The organism is Alkalibacterium subtropicum, assembly GCF_900112455.1.
GTDB classification, from domain to species: Bacteria; Bacillota; Bacilli; order Lactobacillales; family Carnobacteriaceae_A; genus Alkalibacterium; species Alkalibacterium subtropicum.
Window position 1 is genome coordinate 25729 of the sequence record NZ_FOLT01000001.1, and the last position, 19980, is coordinate 45708.

At 42.1% G+C, this 19980-nt stretch carries 19 protein-coding genes; 16 read left to right on the forward strand and 3 right to left on the reverse strand.

The features are described from left to right. From BM049_RS00140 to BM049_RS00170, 7 genes are all read left to right on the forward strand, one after another. Positions 1–966, forward strand: a complete 966-nt coding sequence (locus BM049_RS00140) for a DHH family phosphoesterase (RefSeq protein ID WP_245751798.1) — start codon at positions 1–3, stop codon at positions 964–966. A gap of 94 nt (positions 967–1060) precedes the next feature. Beyond that, the gene (locus tag BM049_RS00145) at positions 1061–3178 is read left to right on the forward strand and encodes a PBP1A family penicillin-binding protein (RefSeq protein WP_091527684.1); all 2118 of its coding nucleotides are present in this window, start codon (positions 1061–1063) and stop codon (positions 3176–3178) included. Positions 3179–3282: 104 nt separating this feature from the next. Next, positions 3283–3624, forward strand: a complete 342-nt coding sequence (locus tag BM049_RS00150) for a YlbF family regulator (RefSeq protein WP_091527686.1) — start codon at positions 3283–3285, stop codon at positions 3622–3624. An 87-nt stretch (positions 3625–3711) separates the two neighbouring features. Beyond that, positions 3712–4944: a metallophosphoesterase family protein gene (locus tag BM049_RS00155; protein ID WP_177188537.1), complete on the forward strand. Its 1233-nt coding sequence runs from the start codon at positions 3712–3714 to the stop codon at positions 4942–4944. Next, positions 4934–7723, forward strand: a complete 2790-nt coding sequence (locus BM049_RS00160; protein ID WP_091527689.1) for an ATP-binding protein — start codon at positions 4934–4936, stop codon at positions 7721–7723. The genes BM049_RS00155 and BM049_RS00160 overlap by 11 nt, the downstream gene beginning before the upstream one ends. Positions 7724–7745: 22 nt before the next feature. Then, positions 7746–8711 (forward strand): 3'-5' exoribonuclease YhaM family protein, encoded by a 966-nt coding sequence (locus tag BM049_RS00165; protein WP_091527690.1) that lies wholly within the window; start codon positions 7746–7748, stop codon positions 8709–8711. A 156-nt stretch (positions 8712–8867) separates the two neighbouring features. Beyond that, positions 8868–9842, forward strand: coding sequence for a peptidylprolyl isomerase (locus tag BM049_RS00170; protein ID WP_091527692.1), 975 nt, complete (start codon positions 8868–8870; stop codon positions 9840–9842). 94 nt (positions 9843–9936) lie between these two features. Here BM049_RS00170 and BM049_RS00175 read toward each other — a convergent pair whose 3' ends face one another. Beyond that, entirely contained in the window at positions 9937–10284 is a 348-nt protein-coding gene (locus BM049_RS00175) for a YtxH domain-containing protein (RefSeq protein ID WP_091527693.1), read from the reverse strand. 15 nt (positions 10285–10299) lie between these two features. Then, positions 10300–10725, reverse strand: coding sequence for an HIT family protein (locus BM049_RS00180; protein WP_091527695.1), 426 nt, complete (start codon positions 10723–10725; stop codon positions 10300–10302). A gap of 140 nt (positions 10726–10865) precedes the next feature. On the opposite strand from BM049_RS00180, the gene BM049_RS00185 reads away from it, so the two are divergent. The 5 genes from BM049_RS00185 (at position 10866) to trmB (ending at position 15318) form a co-directional block, all read left to right on the forward strand. After that, entirely contained in the window at positions 10866–11606 is a 741-nt protein-coding gene (locus BM049_RS00185; protein ID WP_091527696.1) for an ABC transporter ATP-binding protein, read from the forward strand. Then, positions 11603–12808, forward strand: a complete 1206-nt coding sequence (locus BM049_RS00190) for an ABC transporter permease (RefSeq protein ID WP_091527698.1) — start codon at positions 11603–11605, stop codon at positions 12806–12808. The genes BM049_RS00185 and BM049_RS00190 overlap by 4 nt, the downstream gene beginning before the upstream one ends. 15 nt (positions 12809–12823) lie before the next feature. Beyond that, a complete protein-coding gene (gene dat / locus BM049_RS00195) occupies positions 12824–13684 on the forward strand; it encodes a D-amino-acid transaminase (RefSeq protein WP_091527699.1) in 861 nt (286 codons plus the stop codon). A gap of 135 nt (positions 13685–13819) precedes the next feature. Next, a complete protein-coding gene (locus BM049_RS00200; protein WP_091527701.1) occupies positions 13820–14611 on the forward strand; it encodes a phosphotransferase family protein in 792 nt (263 codons plus the stop codon). A gap of 59 nt (positions 14612–14670) precedes the next feature. Continuing rightward, on the forward strand, positions 14671–15318 hold the full coding sequence (gene trmB / locus BM049_RS00205) for a tRNA (guanosine(46)-N7)-methyltransferase TrmB (protein WP_091527703.1): 648 nt from the start codon (positions 14671–14673) through the stop codon (positions 15316–15318). A 276-nt stretch (positions 15319–15594) separates the two neighbouring features. Here trmB and BM049_RS00210 read toward each other — a convergent pair whose 3' ends face one another. After that, a complete protein-coding gene (locus BM049_RS00210) occupies positions 15595–15873 on the reverse strand; it encodes a PepSY domain-containing protein (RefSeq protein ID WP_177188551.1) in 279 nt (92 codons plus the stop codon). Positions 15874–16106: 233 nt separating this feature from the next. On the opposite strand from BM049_RS00210, the gene pepA reads away from it, so the two are divergent. The 4 genes from pepA to murC all read left to right on the forward strand — a co-directional run bounded on the left by pepA (position 16107) and on the right by murC (position 19902). Continuing rightward, positions 16107–17192, forward strand: coding sequence for a glutamyl aminopeptidase (gene pepA, locus BM049_RS00215; protein ID WP_245751801.1), 1086 nt, complete (start codon positions 16107–16109; stop codon positions 17190–17192). A 31-nt stretch (positions 17193–17223) separates the two neighbouring features. Further along, entirely contained in the window at positions 17224–17829 is a 606-nt protein-coding gene (gene ytpR / locus BM049_RS00220) for a YtpR family tRNA-binding protein (RefSeq protein WP_091527705.1), read from the forward strand. A 33-nt stretch (positions 17830–17862) separates the two neighbouring features. Beyond that, on the forward strand, positions 17863–18432 hold the full coding sequence (locus BM049_RS00225) for a hypothetical protein (RefSeq protein ID WP_091527706.1): 570 nt from the start codon (positions 17863–17865) through the stop codon (positions 18430–18432). 141 nt (positions 18433–18573) lie between these two features. Further along, positions 18574–19902: a UDP-N-acetylmuramate--L-alanine ligase gene (murC, locus tag BM049_RS00230; protein WP_091527708.1), complete on the forward strand. Its 1329-nt coding sequence runs from the start codon at positions 18574–18576 to the stop codon at positions 19900–19902. The last annotated feature ends 78 nt before the right edge of the window (positions 19903–19980 follow it).

The window sequence follows — 19980 nt, forward strand, 5'->3', positions numbered from 1 at the left end:
ATGAAATCGAAATCTGAAAATGTAAAAGACCATGCGATGAAAAAAGCGGTATGGGATATTATAAAAAAATGGGATACGATCATCGTACATCGCCATGTCAGACCTGATCCGGATGCGATTGGTTCTCAATGCGGATTAAAAGAACTTATAAAGACTAATTTTCCCGAAAAAACAGTGTTTGCAGCGGGGACATCGGTGGATGACTTGAATTATCTGGATACCATGGATTATGTAGAGCAGGACGTGTACGATGATGCTCTAGTCATCGTAACGGACACAGCCAATATCAAACGTATCGATGGAGACCATTATAAACTGGCTAAACAGTGGATAAAAATCGACCATCACCCTCTTGATGATCCTTATGGGGAAGTCGAATGGGTCAATACTGATGCAAGCAGCTGCAGTGAAATGATCGCTGACTTATGGCTGACTTTTCCGGATGAAATAAAAATGACGAGCAAAGCTGCACGCCTTCTTTACGGCGGAATCGTCGGCGACACCAACCGTTTTCTGTACGACAGCACATCCCCTTACACGATGAAGGTTGCCAGCGAACTGATGACGTTCGATTTCTCTCATACAGAATTGAACAATAGAATGAATGCGATCCAGCCGCACACGAGTAAACTCATGGGGTATGCCTTAGAGAATTTCACCTTGACTGATGATGGGGTCGGGCATATCATTCTAACTCAGGACATTCTGAAATCCCTGGGGAATGAAGACGGCGACACCCACCCGATCGTCCCGTTTCTCGGAAAAATAGCCGGTGTCAAAGTATGGGCAGTGTTCGTGGAACAGCCTGAAGGAGGATATCGCGCACGTCTAAGATCCAAAGGTCCCGTGATCAATACCATAGCGGTGAATCATCGCGGAGGAGGCCATCCTTTAGCAAGTGGCGCGCATGCTAAAGACAGAGATGAAATAGAAGCCATCATAAAAGAACTGAAGGAAAGTGTCTGATGCACGTGAGCATTTATCCTTCTTAAGTCGGATAGATTAATCCAGTTTATGTGGTAACCTTGATATATATGATAAAAATTATAGAGGGATAATGATGACTAAAAATGAAATGAAAAACAGGATGAAAAATTATACAAAGGCGATCCATCAGCACGTATCGCCACGACTACAGCGCCTGCTCCTGCTTTTAAAGAGGAAGTGGAAAAAAATGCATCTGACTAAACTGCTGATCCTATCCGTATTAACAGTAGCTTTAGGGTTCAGTGTCTATTTAGCTATACTGGCGGAAGCGGCGGATGTAGATTCGCTGCATGCCGGTCTGGCACAGCCGACTACAGTCATGGATGCCTCAGGTGAAGAAGCCGGGCGGCTTTACGCTCAAAAGGGAACTTATATTGAGGGCGATGCGATCTCAGAGAATATTACAGACGCGGTTATTGCTACGGAGGATCAGCGTTTTGAGCAACACAGAGGATTCGATCCTATTGGTCTGGGCCGTGCGGCGGTCGGGTATGTCATCAATAGAGGCCGGATCGTCGGTGGAGGAAGTACCATCACTCAGCAGCTGGCAAAAAACGCTTATCTTTCAGCTGATCAGACGATTATGAGGAAACTGAAAGAACTGTTTCTGGCCATAGAGATAGAGAAAAATTACAGTAAGGATTATATTCTTGAAATGTACCTGAACAATGCGTACTTCGGAAATGGCGTCTGGGGCGTGGAAGATGCCTCGTTAAAGTATTTCGGGAAATCAGCGGATGAAGTGACGATACCGGAAGCCGCTTCTCTGGCAGCAATGCTGAAGGCACCGAGTCATTACAATCCAATCGATGATTATGAGCGAGCGATCGAACGACGCAATGTCGTACTGAAATTAATGGAAGATACCGGAGTCATAACCACTGAGGAAAAACTGGCTTATCAGGATTCAGAACTGACCTTGTCAGATGCCTATGACCGGCAGGATAATTATCGTTACCCTTACTACTTTGATGCGGTGATCAATGAAGCCAGCAACGAATATGGTATCGAAGAAGAAGACTTGCTGAACAATGGTTATACGATTTACACCTCTCTCGATCAGACCCACCAGCAGCAGATGGATGCAGTCTATGAGAACGACCGCTTATTCGAATCAGCGCCCGACGGCACTCTAGCCCAAAGTGCATCCATTGCCATCGACCCTAAAACTGGAGGTGTGACGGCTGTTGTCGGTGGACGCGGAGAGTATACCTTTAGAGGCCTGAACAGAGCGACACAGAGTTACAGACAGCCGGGATCCGTCATCAAACCTTTAGGTGTCTATGCGCCTGCACTTGAAGAAGGCTATGATGCTTATTCCATGCTGGTCGACGAGGAACTGTCGTATGGCGAAACAGCGTACACGCCGACCAACCTTTCAGGTACGTATGAGGGAGAAGTCCCTATGTATAACGCTTTGTCCAGAAGTCTGAATGCCCCGACGGTCTGGCTGCTCAATGAAATCGGCATCGATAAAAGTGTCAGAAAACTGGAAAAATTCGGTCTCGCTGTTGATGACAGTGAAAGAATGCTGGGTACAGTAGCACTGGGAGGGGGATGGAACAGAGGTGTTTCACCATTGGAGATCGCCAGTGCCTACAGTGCCTTTTCGAATAATGGTCTTCGTGCCGAACCGCATTTCATTAAAAAAATCGTCGATGCTACAGGCGCTATCGTCGTGGATAATACAGAAGTGGACACGACACGTGTCATGTCCAAAGAGGTATCCGACGAAATGAACAGTATGCTGCTCAGTGTCTTTGAATCAGGTACGGCGAGAAACAATCAGCCCAATGGCTTTAAAATTGCGGGTAAAACAGGAACGACCCAGACAACTACTGATGTGGGAGCCAATGATCAGTGGATCGTAGGATATACACCGGATGTCGTTCTGGCAAGCTGGACGGGTTATGACCGGAATGCCTATCACCTGACAACATACAGTTCTCAGGGAATCGGCATGGTATTAAAAGCTCAGATGGAAGGCATCCTCCCTCACACAGAACAGGCGGCATTTTTAGTCGAAGAAGCGGGAAAAGGCTATCAGCAAGAGCAGAATGTCTCCATCTTCAATCAGTTCACCGATGGTATGGAGGAAGCTGGCGAGATGATCAAAGAAGGTGCCGCTTTATTTAAAGATAAGACGAGCGACCTCTTTGAACGGTTCAGAAACAGAACACAAAATGAGTAGGCCAGGCAGAAGGAATCTTTTCTGGTATCTGTTTTCTATTCATGATACACTTGTAAAGGAAGCAAAAACGTTCGTATAAGAACGAAAATTGAAGGGATGATAGTATGTCCGTAAATATTTATGACACGGCTAACCAATTAGAACAAGATTTAAGGAAAACAGATGAATTTCAAAAACTTGATGCAGCGTTCAAAGCTGTAAAAGAAGACGAAGAAGCAAATCAAGTGTTCAATGAATTCAGAGAAATTCAGCAAATGATCCAGCAGAAACAAATGAGCGGGCAGCAGATTTCTGAAGAAGAAGCTCAGCAGGCTCAGGAAGTTTCAAATAAAATCAGCGAGAATGAACTGATCACTAACTTGCTTGAAGCTGAAAAAAGCGTTGGACAAATGATCGATGATATTAACCAGACAGTTTTGAAACCTGTCAGAGAATTATATCAATAAGCATTTTTAGAAAGGACTTACTCGTGGAGTGGGTCCTTTTCCTAAAAACACTAAAGAACATACGTGCCCGATAAAGGATGGATGAAAATGGTTCGATACATACACGCAGCAGATCTACATTTGGACAGTCCGTTCAAAGGATTGAAAAATATACCGGAATCACTCTTCACAAAAATCAAAGCCTCGACATTCAATGCATTGAGGAACATTGTCGATGCGGCCATCTTTTATCAGGTCGACTTTGTTCTGCTTGCGGGAGATATTTACGATATCGAAGACCGGAGTATACGTGCACAGGTCCTGCTGCGGAAAGAACTTGACCGATTAAACGAAGCAGAAATAAGAGTATTTCTTATCCACGGCAATCATGATTTCCTGATCAATGATGAACTGCATCTTACTCTACCGGAAAACGTGGAAGTATTTGGACCGAACGTCGAAACAAAGGTGCTGGAAACCACTGGTCATGAAAGAGTGGCGGTCAGTGGCTTCAGCTATGACCGTAACTGGATCGAAGAAAGAAAAATCACAGAGTATCCCCCACGTCATAGGTCTTGCGATTACCATATCGGGATACTGCACGGATACATGGAAGGCCAGGGAGCAGAACATGCCCGGTATGCTCCTTTCAGCTTGACTGAACTTAAAGAAAAGAATTATGATTACTGGGCATTGGGGCATATCCACAAAAGACAGCAGCTCTCAGATGATCCTCTTGTCTATTACAGTGGGAATACCCAAGGCCGGCACAAAAATGAGTCAGGTGAAAAAGGATGTCTGCTTATCGAACTGACCAAATCTGATCAGGACGTGACATTTATACCTACAGCAGATATCAGATGGCAAACAGTTGAGTTGGATGTAACAGATCACAAATCCATAAATGGGATTTTCGATGAAATAAAGAAATCCCTGGATAACGAAGCTTATACGAATTCTCTTGTCACCCTGGAGCTTGAAATATCTGAAGAGACACCCCAGACAGTAATCAGTAAACTGGAGGACGAGGCATTCTATCAGGTGTTTCAAAAAATCGCCCCCTCTGTGTTTGTTTATATCGTTTCTGCGCGAATTAAAGTAACAAAAGCTGATGAACATATCCTCTCTTTGGAAAGTTCATTCCCCTCAGCCTGGAATAAGGCATTAAACGATGTCAGACAAGAAGAAACATTTCTGGAAATGACGCAGGAACTGTTCTCTCAGCACGCTTATGCCAAATATACAGATGAAAATCAGGAGAAAATAAAAAACGACTGCATAGAAGCAGCAAAGCATATCCTGATGAAGGATTTAGGAGACGAGATCAGTTATGATAATTAAGAAGTTGATCATATATGGATATGGTAAATGGATAGATACTGAATTCGATGTCAATGCGCCATTTCACTTGTTCTTTGGCGAAAATGAAGCTGGGAAATCAACATTGATGTCCTTCATTCACAGTATGTTTTTTGGATTCCCTACGCGGCACAGTTCTGCAAAACGCTACGAACCGAAAGAAAGCAGCCGCTATGGAGGTAAAATAATCATTAAGGATAAACGGTTTGGTGAAGTCAGCATCGAACGCGTTTCTGGAAAAGTAACCGGAGACGTCGTGGTTCAGCTGGAAGATGGAACGACTGGGGATGAGTCCCTTTTAACGACACTTTTTTACAGTAAAACACGCTCTTTCTACGAGAGCATCTATTCATTCGACTTGAAGGGGATAGAAAATATTCAGGACTTAAGTAAAGAGCAGCTGAACCGCTTTTTTCTGAGTATCGGAGCACTCGGTCATGAAAACTTTTTAAAGCAGGCAGATTATTATCATACCCAGGCAGGGAAATTGTTTAAACCGATGGGGAGAAAACCTGAGATCAATCAGCTGCAATTGAAGCTGAAAGATAAACAGCGTGAGGTCGAGAAGGCTAAAGAGAAGAATGAGTCATACATTGATCTGATCACATCTCATTTATCAAAACAGGAACAGATGAAAGAAATAGAAAAGAAACTGGCCATTACGGTAGAAGAGTTGAATTACCAGAATGAGTTATCAAAGTATAAAGAAACATTGGAAGAGATCGAGAGAATCAGAGAGCAATTGAAAAAGCTGCCTGATCAAAAGTTGCCAGAAGATGGACTGTATCAGTTAAAGCAGACAAACAGTGAAGTAGAGACATACCAGCAGAAAATAAATGAACTGCAGGATAAGCAAAAAACATTGCAGCATCAGTACAAACCTTCCAGGGAACTCATCCTGTATCAGCAGAATGAAGAAACGTTAAACGGATTTGAACAAGAACTGGATCACTGGGAAGATAAAGTGCAGGAGCTTCAGCTGAAAAAGAAAGATTTATCAAATCTTGAACAGCTGATAACTGAAATGAAAATCCGAGAAGACATTTCTCTTGCTGATGAGATACCGCCTGCACTGGAGCAGTCGGATATTGGTTATCTGAACAGTACACGCAACCGGATCGAAAAACTGGAAAAAAAGCGCGGAGAACTTGAAGATAATCACAGAAACCTGATGTCTCGAATCAATATCAACAATGATATGATGGATAAAATAGAGCCCAAACTCATGTCTCTATCAGAATTCAATGCCCTAGAAGCGATGGATGCTGATTCAACTCTTAAGGGTGAGGAGAAGAAACCTAAGCTGCTTTTGACAGCGGCAGTTTCAGCTGCCTTTCTTTTGAGTGCCTATTTGCTTACTGTTGATGCGTTGTTTGCTCTTGTGACGGCTGTCCTTTTCCTGATAGTCTTTTATATCGGATATCGAATAAAAAAACCGTCAGCCGAAGCCTATTCTGATGACCAGCGTGATTTACTGTATCAGCAGAGAAACTTGCGCGAGCAGTGGAAAGAGCTGCTTGCCATGAATGATGATTATCAGTCAAAACAGGAAGAAACGGCCAATCAGCTTGATAAGATAAAAACGACGCAGCGATTGATCGAAGAGGATTTCAGGCAATGGAAACTGAATCACTCATTCTCAGTGAATGTTGCTCTTTCTGATGTCGAAGACAAACAAGCTGTTTATCACAGACTTAGAGAACTTAAAAAGAGAGAATCTGTATTAAAACAGCAGACTGACGACATTGAAAAGAGACTTAAGACACAGTTGGATGCTTTTGAAGAAGCCTTAACCCGCAAGTTTCTGTCTGAAAGTATCCTGGAAAAGTTTAAGGAAATGCGTAGTATCTTTAGAGAGATAAAGAATGAACAACGGGGCATGCAGGAGTATATCAAACAGACAGAAGCGGTGCAGCATGAAATCAATTATTATGTACAGAAATTAAATGAACTGAAAAAGACTAAGCGGCAGTTTACTGATTCCCTGCAATGTGCAAATGATGAAGAGGTGTACAAGCTATATTCTGAACAGAAAGAAAAACAGGAAAAAGAAACCCGGTTATCTATGCTGTCAGAGAAACTCCCTGTTAAAGAGGGCGATGATACTGTTGGCCTCAAACTGAATCACGTGAAAAAAAATCTGGATGAGCTAAAAAAGAGGCATCAGAAATTAAGTGAAGAACAGAAAGTATGTATGAAAGCCATAATGGCTGATGAAATGAAAATCAGAAGGCTTGAAGATGGCGGGGTATATACGGAACTTCTTCAGGAGTTTGAAAATGAAAAGAGTTATTATCAAGAAGTAGTGAATAAATGGACTACTCTGAAAACAGCTGCAGGAATCATCGAAAAAACCCTGCATTACGCAAAAGAAGATAAATTGCCTCAGGCTCTGTCTATTGCAGGATCCTTTTTCAGCTTTCTGACGGACGGCCGATATCAGTCACTGCTTTTTGAGGATGACGTACTGTTTGTCATAGACAAATTCGGCAGAAGATGGCGAAGTGATGACCTATCCAGAGGGACAGTCGAACCCTTATATATTTCACTTAGACTGGCTTTTATTAAGGCGACCAAAGAAAGCATAAAGTTACCGGTTCTGATCGACGACCCCTTTGTAAACCTCGATGACAAACGTGTCAGAAAAATGTATCAGCTGCTGAACGACTTTGATCCTGACATCCAAATGATTTACTTTTCTTTTGATCCCCGTATACAGGCTTTCATCGAAGAGGACAAATGCGTATACTTAAATAAATAAGCCGGCTAAGGAGAGATGAGCTATGAAGAAAATATATGATTATCAGAAAGATGAGCAAGTAAGTCTGTTTGTGCTTATAAAATCAGCAGATGAAAAAATCACTCGTACGAATAAACCTTATTTGTCATTCACCTTTCAGGATACGAGTGGTGAAATAAGTGCTAATTACTGGGATGTCACACCGGAGGACGTTGAACGGTTCAAGCCGGGGACGGTCATCAGACTTGAAGGTAAACGGGAAGAGTATAAGGGGAATCCCCAGATCCGCATCAATGCCATCCGTCCGGCGAAAGAGGACGAACCCAATAATCCTGAGCTGTATATCGAACGTGCGCCCATAAATAAGGACAAAATGGTAGAAGAGTTCAATCATGCTCTTTTTGATATCACAAACGCCAATATGAACCGCATCGTTCGCTTCATTATGAAAAAATACCAGCACGATTTCTTCCAGAGTCCGGCTGCCAAGACCAATCATCACGCCTTCATGGGTGGGCTGGCTTTTCACACAGTCAGCATGCTGCGCATCGCACGATCGCTTTCCGAGATATACAGTGAATTAGATGTTTCGCTTCTCTTTTCAGGCATCATCCTTCATGATGTAGGAAAAGTCGTTGAACTCAGTGGTCCGACGGCTACTGACTATACACTTGAAGGAAAATTGATCGGACATATCGTAATGATCAATGAAGACATCGTCAAAGCCTGCAGAGAACTGAAGATCGATGAGAACCATGAAGATGTACTGCTCCTTAAACACACTGTTCTTGCCCATCACGGTGAACTGGAATATGGCTCTCCTGTAAGGCCGCTCATACCAGAGGCAGAGATGATCCATTACATCGATCAGATCGATGCAAAAATGAACATGATATCTTCTGCTCTCAGGAAAACTGAGCCTGGAGAGTTTTCAGAGCGGGTATGGGCAATGAATAACCGGTCTTTCTATAAAAAGGCGTATAAAAATCCTGCTTCTCCATCTGAGTAAAACTGGAAGGATTTATGAATTGTTGATGAAAAATTTAAAAGTTTGATTGATACGTTTTCATTTTTAAATGACCTATGGTATATTTATCTAGGTACCGCTTGTTAATTCGTTAATAAGAGGAAATAAAAGAATATAATAGGATGTGTATGAATTAGTATGAAAAAATGGTTAGTAGGCGCAATGGCTTGCTCCGGTTTACTGCTGGCAAGCTGCGCAAATAGTGAAGGCGAAGAAGTAGCATCAACTGAAGCCGGAAGAGTCCGTGAAAGTGAATTATATGAACGCATGAAAAACGAACCCACTCAAGGCGGCATGACATATGGCGAGCAGATGCTTCAGCAAATCCTCCTGGAAGACATCCTGGAGAATGAGTTTGCAGAAGATGTATCTGATGAAGAAGTAGAGGCTGAATTTGAAGATGAAGCAGAACAATACGGTGGGGTTGAAGCGTTTGAAGAAATGCTTGCTCAGCAGGGTATGTCTGTGGATGATGTAAAAGAAAATATCCGTACGTCATTATATGTTGAAGAGGCAATCGTTCAGCATACGGACTTGACTGAGGAAGATATCCAGGCTGCTTATGACGAATATGTTGTCAACTCTACCGTTGCTCATATTCTTGTTGAAGACGAAGAACTTGCTCAAGATATCATTGATCAATTGAACGATGGAGCTGACTTTGGTGAACTCGTAGCTGAATATTCAACAGATACAGGTACCGTTGAAGCCGGTGGAGAGCTGGCGTTAGAACCGGGTCGTTTTGTTCCGGAATTTGAAGAAGCTGCCTTTGAACTTGAAGAAGGCGAAATCACTCAAGAGCCAGTGGAATCTCAATTCGGTTACCATATTATTAAAATGGTAGAAGAGGGAGAAAAAGGCACTCTTGAAGAAGAGCGTGAAAACATTGAAACGATGATCATTGAAGGCTTCATGCAGGATCAGGCAGTGGTCCAGCAGGCTGTCAGTGAAGTCGTTAAGGATGCTAATGTTCAGATAGCTGACGACGAATTATCTGGAGCTATGCAGCAGTTCATGCAAATGCCTGAAGTGGAAGAACCCGCTGAAGAAGCGCCGGATACAGCAATAGAAGAAGATGAAGAACCTGAAGAAGATACTACAGACGAAGAATAAGAAAGATAGAATGTGATGCATTAAAAACACCTTTTCATTTATCAGCTAAGCTATGCTGATAGTGAAAAGGTGTTTTTTTAGTTGAAGATAACTGTCAATAGTTTACACTATCTGTCGTTTCCTGAACGGCAGCCTGTATTTTCTCTGTTTTTTCCTGAATCCTGCGCAGTCGCGGTTCAGCTTCATGCTGGAATTCTTTGGCAATGAGCGTCATCTCGTCCATGACATCATTTTGAACGAACGACACTTCAGCTTTTAACTGATTGATAGAATCTTTTAGATCGCTCACTTTATCTGAGACATCCTGCAGATTCTCTGATGTTTCATCTGCATAATTTTTCAGCGCCTGCTGGTTTTCTTTCCCCGAGCGTGGTGTTTTGATCAAGCCGTAGAGTCCCCCGGCGACTAAACCGGATAAACTTCCTAATATGAAATGTTTCATTTACATCCTCCTCTTTCAGTTCAATTCTTTTTTGATGGCGTGCATGATCTGGTCCAGGTCTTCATCTGAATAGTCATCCGCATGGGTGTCCCATTTTAAACCGAAACCATCTGTTTCATCATATCTCGGCAGCATGTGGATGTGACTGTGAAAAACGCTCTGACTGGCTATCTCTTCATTGTTCATCAACACATTCAGTCCCTTGCAGTCCGGATCAAAGGATTTTACTGCTCTGGCTATATTTGGCACCTTTGAAAAAACTCGAGCCGCCAGTTCATCTGAATAGTCGAGAATGTTTCTGACATGATCTTTGGATATGACCAGTGTATGACCTTTGGTGACTTGAGACATGTCCAGAATCGCAATAACATCGTCATCTTCATATACTTTACGGGAAGGGATGTCTCCTTCAATGATTTTGCAGAAAATACAATCGTCCATATAATCCCTCTTTCAGTCATTTTGTATACACTCAGTTTATCATATAATAGAGGTAAATAATAAAAAGAAGCCTAAAATCCAATCTCCCCTGTTGAGATATGGTAAAATAATTACAATAAATGCAAGGAAGGAACATTTAAATGAGTCTTAAAGTCACAAATCTGACAGGTGGATACAGTCGGACACCTGTCCTGAAAGATATCTCGTTCGATTTAGGCGATGGCGAGCTGATCGGCCTGATCGGATTGAATGGTGCGGGAAAAAGTACGACGATCAAACATATCATTGGCTTGATGGAACCTTTTGAAGGGCAGATACAATTGGATGGGAAAACGCTGAAAGAGGATCCTGCACTTTATAGAAAGAAAATAGGATTTATTCCAGAAACGCCTCTACTGTATGACGAGCTGACTTTGAAAGAGCATATCGAAATAACGGCAATGGCCTATGATGTGCCGCTTTCTACAGCAATGGAGAGAGCGAAACCTCTATTGGATAAATTCCGCCTGAGCGACCGTTTGGAATGGTTTCCAAGCGATTTCTCGAAAGGCATGAAACAGAAGGTGATGATCGTCTGTGCCTTCATCATTGAACCTTCGCTGTATATCATTGATGAACCGTTTTTAGGACTTGATCCCATAGCGATCAGAGATCTGATCCAGATGATGGAACAGAAGAAGAAGGAAGGGGCTTCACTGCTGATGTCGACACATGTTCTGGCTAATGCAGAACGGATCTGCGATACATTTGTGATCATTGACAATGGGGAAGTTTATGCCCAGGGGACGTTAGGTGAGCTGCGTGAAAAATTTGCCATGCCGGGGGCCACACTTGATGAAATGTATACTCAGCTCGCAGACAAAGAAGGTTTCCTGAAATGACGATGGAAGATTTATTCAACACGAGACAATCCCTTTATTACAAGAAAATGAGTAAATATCTGAAATATGTTCTGAATGATCACTTTGTCATATTACTGCTTTTTCTGGGCGGAGCTACAGGTCTGGCTTATCAGAACTATCTGGAAGCTGTCCAGTATGATGCACTGGTTCCCAGATTCCTGCTTCTAGTTATAATTGGACTCACAGTTTTTTCGGGGAGTATCCGTACACTTGTCGAACCTGCGGATGCCGTGTTCCTCTTACCCAAAGAAAAAGCATTCGATCGCGTGATGAAAAAAAATCTGATCTACAGTCTGATTTTTCATAGTTCCTATACTCTACTAATAGGGGGGCTAGCTGCGCCTTTACTTTCAGCGATCGGTCATATGTCAAGTGACGGTGTTGTTTTCTGGCTGATGACGCTGGTATGCTGGAAAGTCATTCATGGGATCCATGCTTATTACTCTCTGAAACAGCACAAAAGTGAAATAAGTAGAAATACCCGGCTTATTATTGGAGTAGTCTCTTTAGTAGGTATCATGGTGAGTCTTTTTATTTCGATTTTGACAGGGTTTATCATTTCGGTGACTACATTGGGACTTTTTTCATTATTCGTCTTCCAATATAATCGATCGGACAGCTGGAGCTGGGAGGCGCTGATCGAAACGGAACAGAGACGAATACAAAAGATATATTCCATCATCAATCTGTTTATCGAGACCCCTTATTCCAAACATAAGGTGAAACGTCTGAAATTTCTGGATTTTTTGTATAAGCTTCCCGTACTTGACCGGAATACCGAAATGTATTTTCTGTCGCGCGTGTTTGTCAGGAATTACAACTTCAGTGGCTTGTATTTGAGGCTGCTGCTGATTGGAAGTGTTGTGATTTATTTTTCTGAGAATTGGATCATCCACACTGTGATAAGCGTACTGTTTTTATATTTGATCGGGTTCCAGCTGATACCATTAAGGCAGACATTCAAAAAAACTGTTTATTTCAGATTGTATCCCAATACAGATACTGATAAAATAAACACGATCAAAAAATTAATTCTGCTGTTGCTGACAGGCGGGTCTCTTGTTTATAGCCTAGCTGCGGTCAACAGTGGCATCCTGGTATTGATACGATTGCTGATTTTCAATGGTATGTTCAGCTTGTTATTTACTTATATATACTTGCCGGGGCGATTAAAAAAATAAAAAGGGGATTTTTATATGAAAGTCATTTGGGGAAATGAAATAGTGGACAGAAATAAAGTTACTATCGATTTTGAAGATCGAGGCTACCAGTTTGGTGACGGGGTATATGAAGTGATCAGTTTTTACAATCGGACATACTTCTGCATGGAGGAACATATCGACCGCTTTTTCTCCAGTGCAAAAAAGATAGAAATGCGGATGCCATTATCTAAATCAGAACTGAAAGAGCTGATAACAGATCTCCTGAATGAATCGGAAGCGACCGATGGATATATTTATATTCAGATGACGAGAGGGAATGCTTCACCAAGAGACCACTCCTATCCTTCTCAAGATGTTGTTCCTTTACTTACAGGTTCGATCGCAGCAGCTGAAAGAGATACGGACAAATTGAAAAAGGGCATTAAGACAACACTCGAAGAGGATATCCGCTGGTTGAGATGCGATATAAAAATGATCTCATTGCTTGGGAATATCATGCTGAAACACGAGGCGCATAAAAAGAATGCAGATGAAGCCATCCTGCACCGGGGCAATATCGTCACTGAATGCTCATCTTCGAATGTTGCCATGGTCAAAGACGGCGCTATATATACACATCCCGATGGAAACCTTATTTTACCGGGCATCACTAAAATCGTCTGGAAGGCGTGTGCAGAGCAGTTGAACATCCCAGTCTATGAGCGGCCTTTTACGACCGAAGAATTACTTGAAGCTGATGAAGTGTTCTGTTCAAGCACGACCAAAGAAGTCATGCCGGTCAATCAGATCGATGATAAAGTCTTCGAACTACCGGAATCAGGCTCGCTCATTCGTTTGCTGCAGTCGTGCTATGAAAAAAAAGTAGTCGAACAATGTGGCGATTTAACGAATTAATGGGGATGATTTCACTTTGAAATAAAAAAAGAACATGCATGCGCTTGACGATAACTGATTTTCTTTCTACAATAGAAGATGCATCAATGTCTTTACCATTGTTTGACTAATGAGATAAAAAAGGATTGAGTAAGTATGGAGCTGGAGAGAGAATCGGGGTGGCAATTGCATCCTATCGGTGGAGAAACAGGTCAGGCATATATGGGGACAAGAAATGAAGAACGGTTATTTTTAAAGCGCAATTCTTCTCCGTTTCTAGCAGCTTTATCGCTGGAAGGTATTTCGCCCAAGCTCGTCTGGACAAAGAGGATCGGTAACGGCGATGTCCTGACGGCTCAAGAATGGTGCAGTGGCCGGACACTTCATAAAGAAGAAATGGACAGGACGAGTGTGTTCAATATCATTCGCAGGGTCCATGGATCCCAGAGTCTAAAACGGATGCTGATGCGACTTGGGGGCAGCGTTTTAAATCCAGCCGATCTTTATAATCAATCGCTTATCGATTTAGCTCCAGACCTCAGAAACCACCCTTTAATCAATAAAGCCACCACTTATATAAAAGAGAATGTACCAGATGAAACAAGTACTGAAAATAAAGTCGTCTGTCATGGCGATATCTCACACAAGAACTTGCTGCTTTCTACTGAGAATCACCTTTATCTGGTGGATTGGGATTCTGTCGTTATCTCTGATGCCTGTTATGACATCAGTCAGCTGATGGAAAGATATATCCATCCGGAAAAATGGGATGAATGGCTTGGGTCGGTAGGGTTTGCAGCAGACGACTATTCGAGAGAGAAAGTTTACTGGTACAGCTTGGTGAACCTGCTTAATGATTTGAAGCATAATCATAAAAAACAGGATTATATAAGAATGAACAATGACTTGATCAAATTAAATAACGTATTAAATCGATTAAAAACTTAAAAGAGGGTCAGGTCTACCAATCTGACCTCTTTTTTATTGAGTTGTAAAGGAGAATTCAAATGAGGTTACGTCACAAACCCTATGCTAAAGAAAAACTGGCAGAATATGATCAGTATGTGGTTACAGAAGCGTTAGGATTAAAAGGACGCTGGCAGGAAAGATTCGGGAATGAAAATCCGATCCATGTAGAAATCGGCTGTGGAAAAGGCCAGTTCATCATCAATATGGCTAAACAGCATCCCGAAATCAATTTTATCGGCATCGAACTGCAGACCAGCGTCATCGTCACTGCTCTTGAAAAACAGATAGAAGAAGATTTACCGAATGTCCAGCTGCTTCAAGCTAATGCAGCTGACTTAACGGAGTATTTCGAAAAGAATAAAGTCGACCGTATTTATCTGACCTTCTCAGATCCGTGGCCTAAAAACCGCCATGAAAAACGTCGCTTGACTTATCAATCATTTTTGAAGGTTTACGAAACAATTCTGAATCCAGAAGGCGAACTTCATTTTAAAACAGATAATCAGAAATTGTTCGAATACTCGCTGGTCAGTTTTTCACACTATTCTGCAAAATTGAAAGACGTGTATCTTGATCTTCACAATAGTGACGTGACAGACAACGTTATGACTGAGTACGAAGAGAAATTCTCTAAAAAAGGGAACAGGATATATAAAGCAGTGCTCACGTTTGACAGCCATGAATAATAATAAAAGGAGTCTCGGACTTGTGTCCGAGACTCCTTTTCAAGTACCCAAAACCCATGCAGTACCGGTCAGCTTGATCTGATCTGTTTTATGAGTGTATGACCATTGCTCCCAGAGTTATGAGAAAAAGCTGATGCCAATATTTTTTTGACATAACGTTTTTTAAATACAGGCACTAGAACGAGAGCTGACTTGTCTGCTCTCGTTCGTAAGTCAAGGCAGAAGAGAGGAGGCGACAAAAGTCCCCTCCTCTCTCTAACAGTTGATAAAAGTCTGTTACACACGGTAGATATCGAGGATACTTCCTGTGTATGCATCAGCGATGAACTCATACTGGGCGAGTTTGTTATCTTCGTAACGGGATATCCCGCCATAGTAAACGTCTGTTTTATGCGCAAATTTTTTCCACGGCACTTTTGTCAGTTCGATCCAAGAGCCCTCTATTGAACCTTCTTCGAGGAAATCCTTTTTAACAGTTTTTAGAATATCATCGGCTTTTAATGCTTTTTTCTTACTGTATTGTCTGAATGATAGAGCACCAACAAGAAAGGACAGGACAAGAACGAGGGAAAGAAGTGACCATTCTTGAGAAGAATAACGGGACCTTTTCAAATTTTCTGAGTGAAACACAGCGACTCCTCCTTTTAAATTTTAGGTTAGGTCCATTTTATCATACAAGTGAGTCAAGTGTAATAGAAAAGGGATAGGAAAGCTTAAAATCCAACAGGTTTTTGTGTATAATAATTAAGACTAGGTCCAATACTATGTTTAGTGAGAGGAAAAGGTAAATGACATTGATGCACAAAAATCTTAATACGAGAGAACTTATAAAAAAAACGACTGAATTACAGGGAACAAGCGGTTTTGAACATGATGTAAGAGCGTTTATGCGTGATGAAATGGCACCGTTCGTGGACAGCATCGATTATGATGGGCTTGGGGGACTTTTCGGGGTCAAAGAGTCATCGGAAAAAGAGGCTCCAAAACTGATGGTGGCAGCACACATGGATGAAGTTGGCTTTATGGTCGCTTCGATCACTGAAAAAGGATTGATAAAAGTCCTGCCGCTGGGTGGATGGAACCCTTACGTCGTATCATCTCAGCGGTTCACGCTGCAGACACGAAAAGGGAGCTATCCTGTCGTGTCTTCCTCAGTCCCGCCTCATCTGATGAAAAACAAAGAGTCATCCAAGTTATCCATTGAAGATATTCTGTTTGACGGTGGCTTTGAATCCAAAGAAGAAGCGGAGTCGTTTGGAGTCAGACCCGGAGACGCGCTTGTACCGGCCGTAGAGACGATCGAAATGGCAAACGGCAAATCTTTCGCTGGTAAAGCCTGGGATAACCGTTTTGGTGTAACTTTGGTGCTGGAACTGCTGAAAATGCTTAAAGATGAACCACTAAAGAGCACCCTGATAGCAGGAGCCAATGTTCAGGAAGAAGTGGGGCTTCGTGGAACAAAGGGAGCGGTGAGGAAATTTGATCCGGATGCTTTTCTGGCTGTGGATTGTTCCCCCGCGAACGATTTGAATGGTGATAAGGAAGCTTTCGGACGCTTGGGAGAAGGCTTTTTACTAAGGATCCAGGATCCGGGGATGATACTGTCAAAAGAAATGAAAGAGTTTCTGCTCGACACAGCAGAAACGAATGCTATCCCTTATCAGTACTTCGTTTCTAAAGGTGGAACAGACGCTGTTGCGGCACACCAGCTTAATCAGGGGATCCCCAGCGCTGTCATAGGTGTACCGGCACGTTACATTCATACTCATCAGTCATTATTCCGAATCGATGATTATGAAGCTGCCCGGGAAATGGTTTATCATGTCGTGAAGGCCTTCGATCGTTCCACACTGGAAACATTAAAGCTGAAATAATAAAATACAGAAAATTAAAGGAGAACATAACATGTTTGTAAGTACGTATAATAATAACGGTTTGAATGATACATTGATGGTTTTACTTGAAAAAAGTGAAAGTGATGTACAGGAATTCGACCGAGTCGACGATCTGGTGAAAATCAGCAGTAAAGAAACAGGACAGGTCGTCGGATATAATTTGTTTAATGCTTCATCTGTTATTGACGGTCTGGAGAACGGACCAGTGTCTTTGTCTGAAGAAGATGTTGCTAAACTGAATGCAATGATAGAACAGGCTGGTTTTAATCAAACACTTGAACCGAATGAAGGACCGCATTTTGTCGTGGGTCATGTAAAATCATGTGAACCGGTGGAGGGATCTGACCATTTGAATGTCACTCAGACTGAAATCAATGACGGTAAAGTTGTTCAGATCGTCTGCGGTGCCGGCAATATTGCTGAAGGACAGAAAGTCGTTGTGGCAACAGTTGGCGCAGTCATGCCTGACGGAATGATCATCTGGCCTGGGGAACTCAAAGGAGTAAAGAGTGAAGGTATGGTATGTTCAGCAAGAGAACTCGGTCTGCCCCAGGAGTCAAAAGGAATCATGGTACTCGATGAAGAACGAGAAACGGGCAAAGCGTTTCAGTTTTAAATCGACTTTCTATTAAGATGAAGGAGGGAAACGATGTCTTCCAAATATACAGATTTTTTTGAAACCGGCCGTAAAGAAGAAAAAAATCAGAACAGCAAAAAGACGAAGCAGGTATCTTTCGATGACTCCTATTCACTTCCTAAACATGTAAAAAGCAGAGAAAGCGTAGAGAAAGGATTTAAAGAATACTTGAGTCATAAAGAGGAAGATAGACGTCGAGGTTATATTTCTCCTCCTTTTGAAGCAAGTAAAGTCCCTTCTCCTATCTATGGCTACCATAAACCAAAAAAAGAGAAGAAACCCTTTGTGGATTACTATAGGCTAAAAGAAGAGATGAAAAAAGAGACCCGTGATCTGATTTTATACGAAGAGTTCTTAACAGAAGAACTTGAAAATGAGTGGCAGAAAGAAACAGCGAAAGACGAAACTCCTCCAAAAAAGGCCCCGAATAGGAAACAAGGTCAGACTAAGATAAAAAAGTTGACCAGAAAAGCCTATGGCCTCAATCGAACGCTGGAATCGATCATGGAAGAGGAAAAAAGCGGGAATAACAGGAATCGACGTAATGTTCCTGGATTATTTGAAAACAAAAAGGATCTGTAGTCCTATTGTATCGGAGATTTTACAAAATTATTAGCATATTTTAACTTTAGAATCTGAGGACTAGCTTTTATCAGTCATTTGTCATATAGTATATAACGATGTGATTTCAGCTTGTTAGAGATAATTGGAGGACTACAAAAAATGATACAAAATACGCTATACCATTTTGTTGGAATAAAAGGATCAGGTATGAGTGCACTGGCACTGATCCTTCATGATAAAGGCTATAACGTCCAGGGATCGGATGTAAAGAAGTATTTTTTCACTCAAAAGAATCTTGAAGAAGCCGGTATTCCGATGCTTGTTTTTGATAAAGAGAATATCAAAGAGGGGATGACCATTATCGCCGGTAATGCATTTCCTGATTCGCATGAAGAAATCGTACGTGCAAAAGAGCTCGGTCTGCCTGTCAAACGTTACCATGACTTTCTTGGGGAATTGAGCAACCAGTACACCAGTATCGCTGTCACAGGATCCCATGGTAAAACCAGTACGACCGGTCTGCTTTCTCATGTGTTGAGCGGCATTAAAGATACCAGTTATTTGATCGGCGACGGTACCGGCAGTGGGGTGAAAGATGCAGAATACTTTGTTCTGGAAGCCTGCGAATACAGAAGACACTTCCTGGCTTATGCGACAGATTATGCAATCATCACCAATGTTGATTTTGACCATCCAGATTACTATAAGAGTATCGATGATGTCCAGGAGGCTTTTTTACAGTTTTCCCAGCAGATAAAAAAAGCGATCTTTGCCTGCGGCGATGATGACAGGCTGCAGAAACTGCATGCCTCTGTCCCCATCGTTTATTATGGCTTTGATGAATATAATGATTTCCAGGCAAAAAATATTGAGCGGTCGACTCACGGCTCATCTTTTGATGTCTATGTACGCGGCGACTTTTATGGACGATTTTCTATCCCTTCATTCGGCAAACATAACATTCAAAATGCTTTATCCGTTATTGCCTTTGCCCATTATGACGGTCTGGATCAGGAAAAAGTCAAAGAACGTCTCATGTCATTTTCCGGAGTCAAAAGACGCTTTACTGAAAAAACTGTCATGGACACCGTGATCATTGATGATTATGCCCACCATCCTGCTGAAATCAAAGCGACATTGGATGCTGCCCATCAGAAATATCCTGATAAGGAGATCGTAGCTGTTTTTCAGCCGCATACATTCAGCCGGACGATCGCATTGATGGATGATTTCGGAGAAGCCCTCGATTTGGCGGATGCTGTTTATCTGTGTGACATCTTCACGTCAGCCAGAGAGCAGAATGGTGAGGTCACCATTCAGGATCTTCTGGAGAAAACAGAAAAAGGAAAAGAAATCATCTCAGAAGAAGATATGTCTCCTCTTTTGAAACATAAACATGAAGTGGTTATCTTTATGGGGGCGGGAGATGTCGAAAAATTCGAGCATGCTTTTGAACGTATTTTGAGTCAGTCGGAAGCTGTGAATTAAAATAATTTAGAGAAGGTACTGAAGAGAAGGCGGAGTGGCCGGAACGCATAGTGTGTTCCGGACGTTCCCTGTCTCCGA

Bases quoted from the DNA above. Each gene is read 5' to 3' on its own strand.
- BM049_RS00140 (WP_245751798.1), top strand. From the start codon at position 1: ATGAAATCGAAATCTGAAAATGTAAAAGACCATGCGATGAAAAAAGCG.
- BM049_RS00145 (WP_091527684.1), top strand. From the start codon at position 1,061: ATGACTAAAAATGAAATGAAAAACAGGATGAAAAATTATACAAAGGCG.
- BM049_RS00150 (WP_091527686.1), top strand. From the start codon at position 3,283: ATGTCCGTAAATATTTATGACACGGCTAACCAATTAGAACAAGATTTA.
- BM049_RS00155 (WP_177188537.1), top strand. From the start codon at position 3,712: ATGGTTCGATACATACACGCAGCAGATCTACATTTGGACAGTCCGTTC.
- BM049_RS00160 (WP_091527689.1), top strand. From the start codon at position 4,934: ATGATAATTAAGAAGTTGATCATATATGGATATGGTAAATGGATAGAT.
- BM049_RS00165 (WP_091527690.1), top strand. From the start codon at position 7,746: ATGAAGAAAATATATGATTATCAGAAAGATGAGCAAGTAAGTCTGTTT.
- BM049_RS00170 (WP_091527692.1), top strand. From the start codon at position 8,868: ATGAAAAAATGGTTAGTAGGCGCAATGGCTTGCTCCGGTTTACTGCTG.
- BM049_RS00175 (WP_091527693.1), bottom strand. From the start codon at position 10,284: ATGAAACATTTCATATTAGGAAGTTTATCCGGTTTAGTCGCCGGGGGA.
- BM049_RS00180 (WP_091527695.1), bottom strand. From the start codon at position 10,725: ATGGACGATTGTATTTTCTGCAAAATCATTGAAGGAGACATCCCTTCC.
- BM049_RS00185 (WP_091527696.1), top strand. From the start codon at position 10,866: ATGAGTCTTAAAGTCACAAATCTGACAGGTGGATACAGTCGGACACCT.
- BM049_RS00190 (WP_091527698.1), top strand. From the start codon at position 11,603: ATGACGATGGAAGATTTATTCAACACGAGACAATCCCTTTATTACAAG.
- dat (WP_091527699.1), top strand. From the start codon at position 12,824: ATGAAAGTCATTTGGGGAAATGAAATAGTGGACAGAAATAAAGTTACT.
- BM049_RS00200 (WP_091527701.1), top strand. From the start codon at position 13,820: ATGGAGCTGGAGAGAGAATCGGGGTGGCAATTGCATCCTATCGGTGGA.
- trmB (WP_091527703.1), top strand. From the start codon at position 14,671: ATGAGGTTACGTCACAAACCCTATGCTAAAGAAAAACTGGCAGAATAT.
- pepA (WP_245751801.1), top strand. From the start codon at position 16,107: ATGACATTGATGCACAAAAATCTTAATACGAGAGAACTTATAAAAAAA.
- ytpR (WP_091527705.1), top strand. From the start codon at position 17,224: ATGTTTGTAAGTACGTATAATAATAACGGTTTGAATGATACATTGATG.
- BM049_RS00225 (WP_091527706.1), top strand. From the start codon at position 17,863: ATGTCTTCCAAATATACAGATTTTTTTGAAACCGGCCGTAAAGAAGAA.
- murC (WP_091527708.1), top strand. From the start codon at position 18,574: ATGATACAAAATACGCTATACCATTTTGTTGGAATAAAAGGATCAGGT.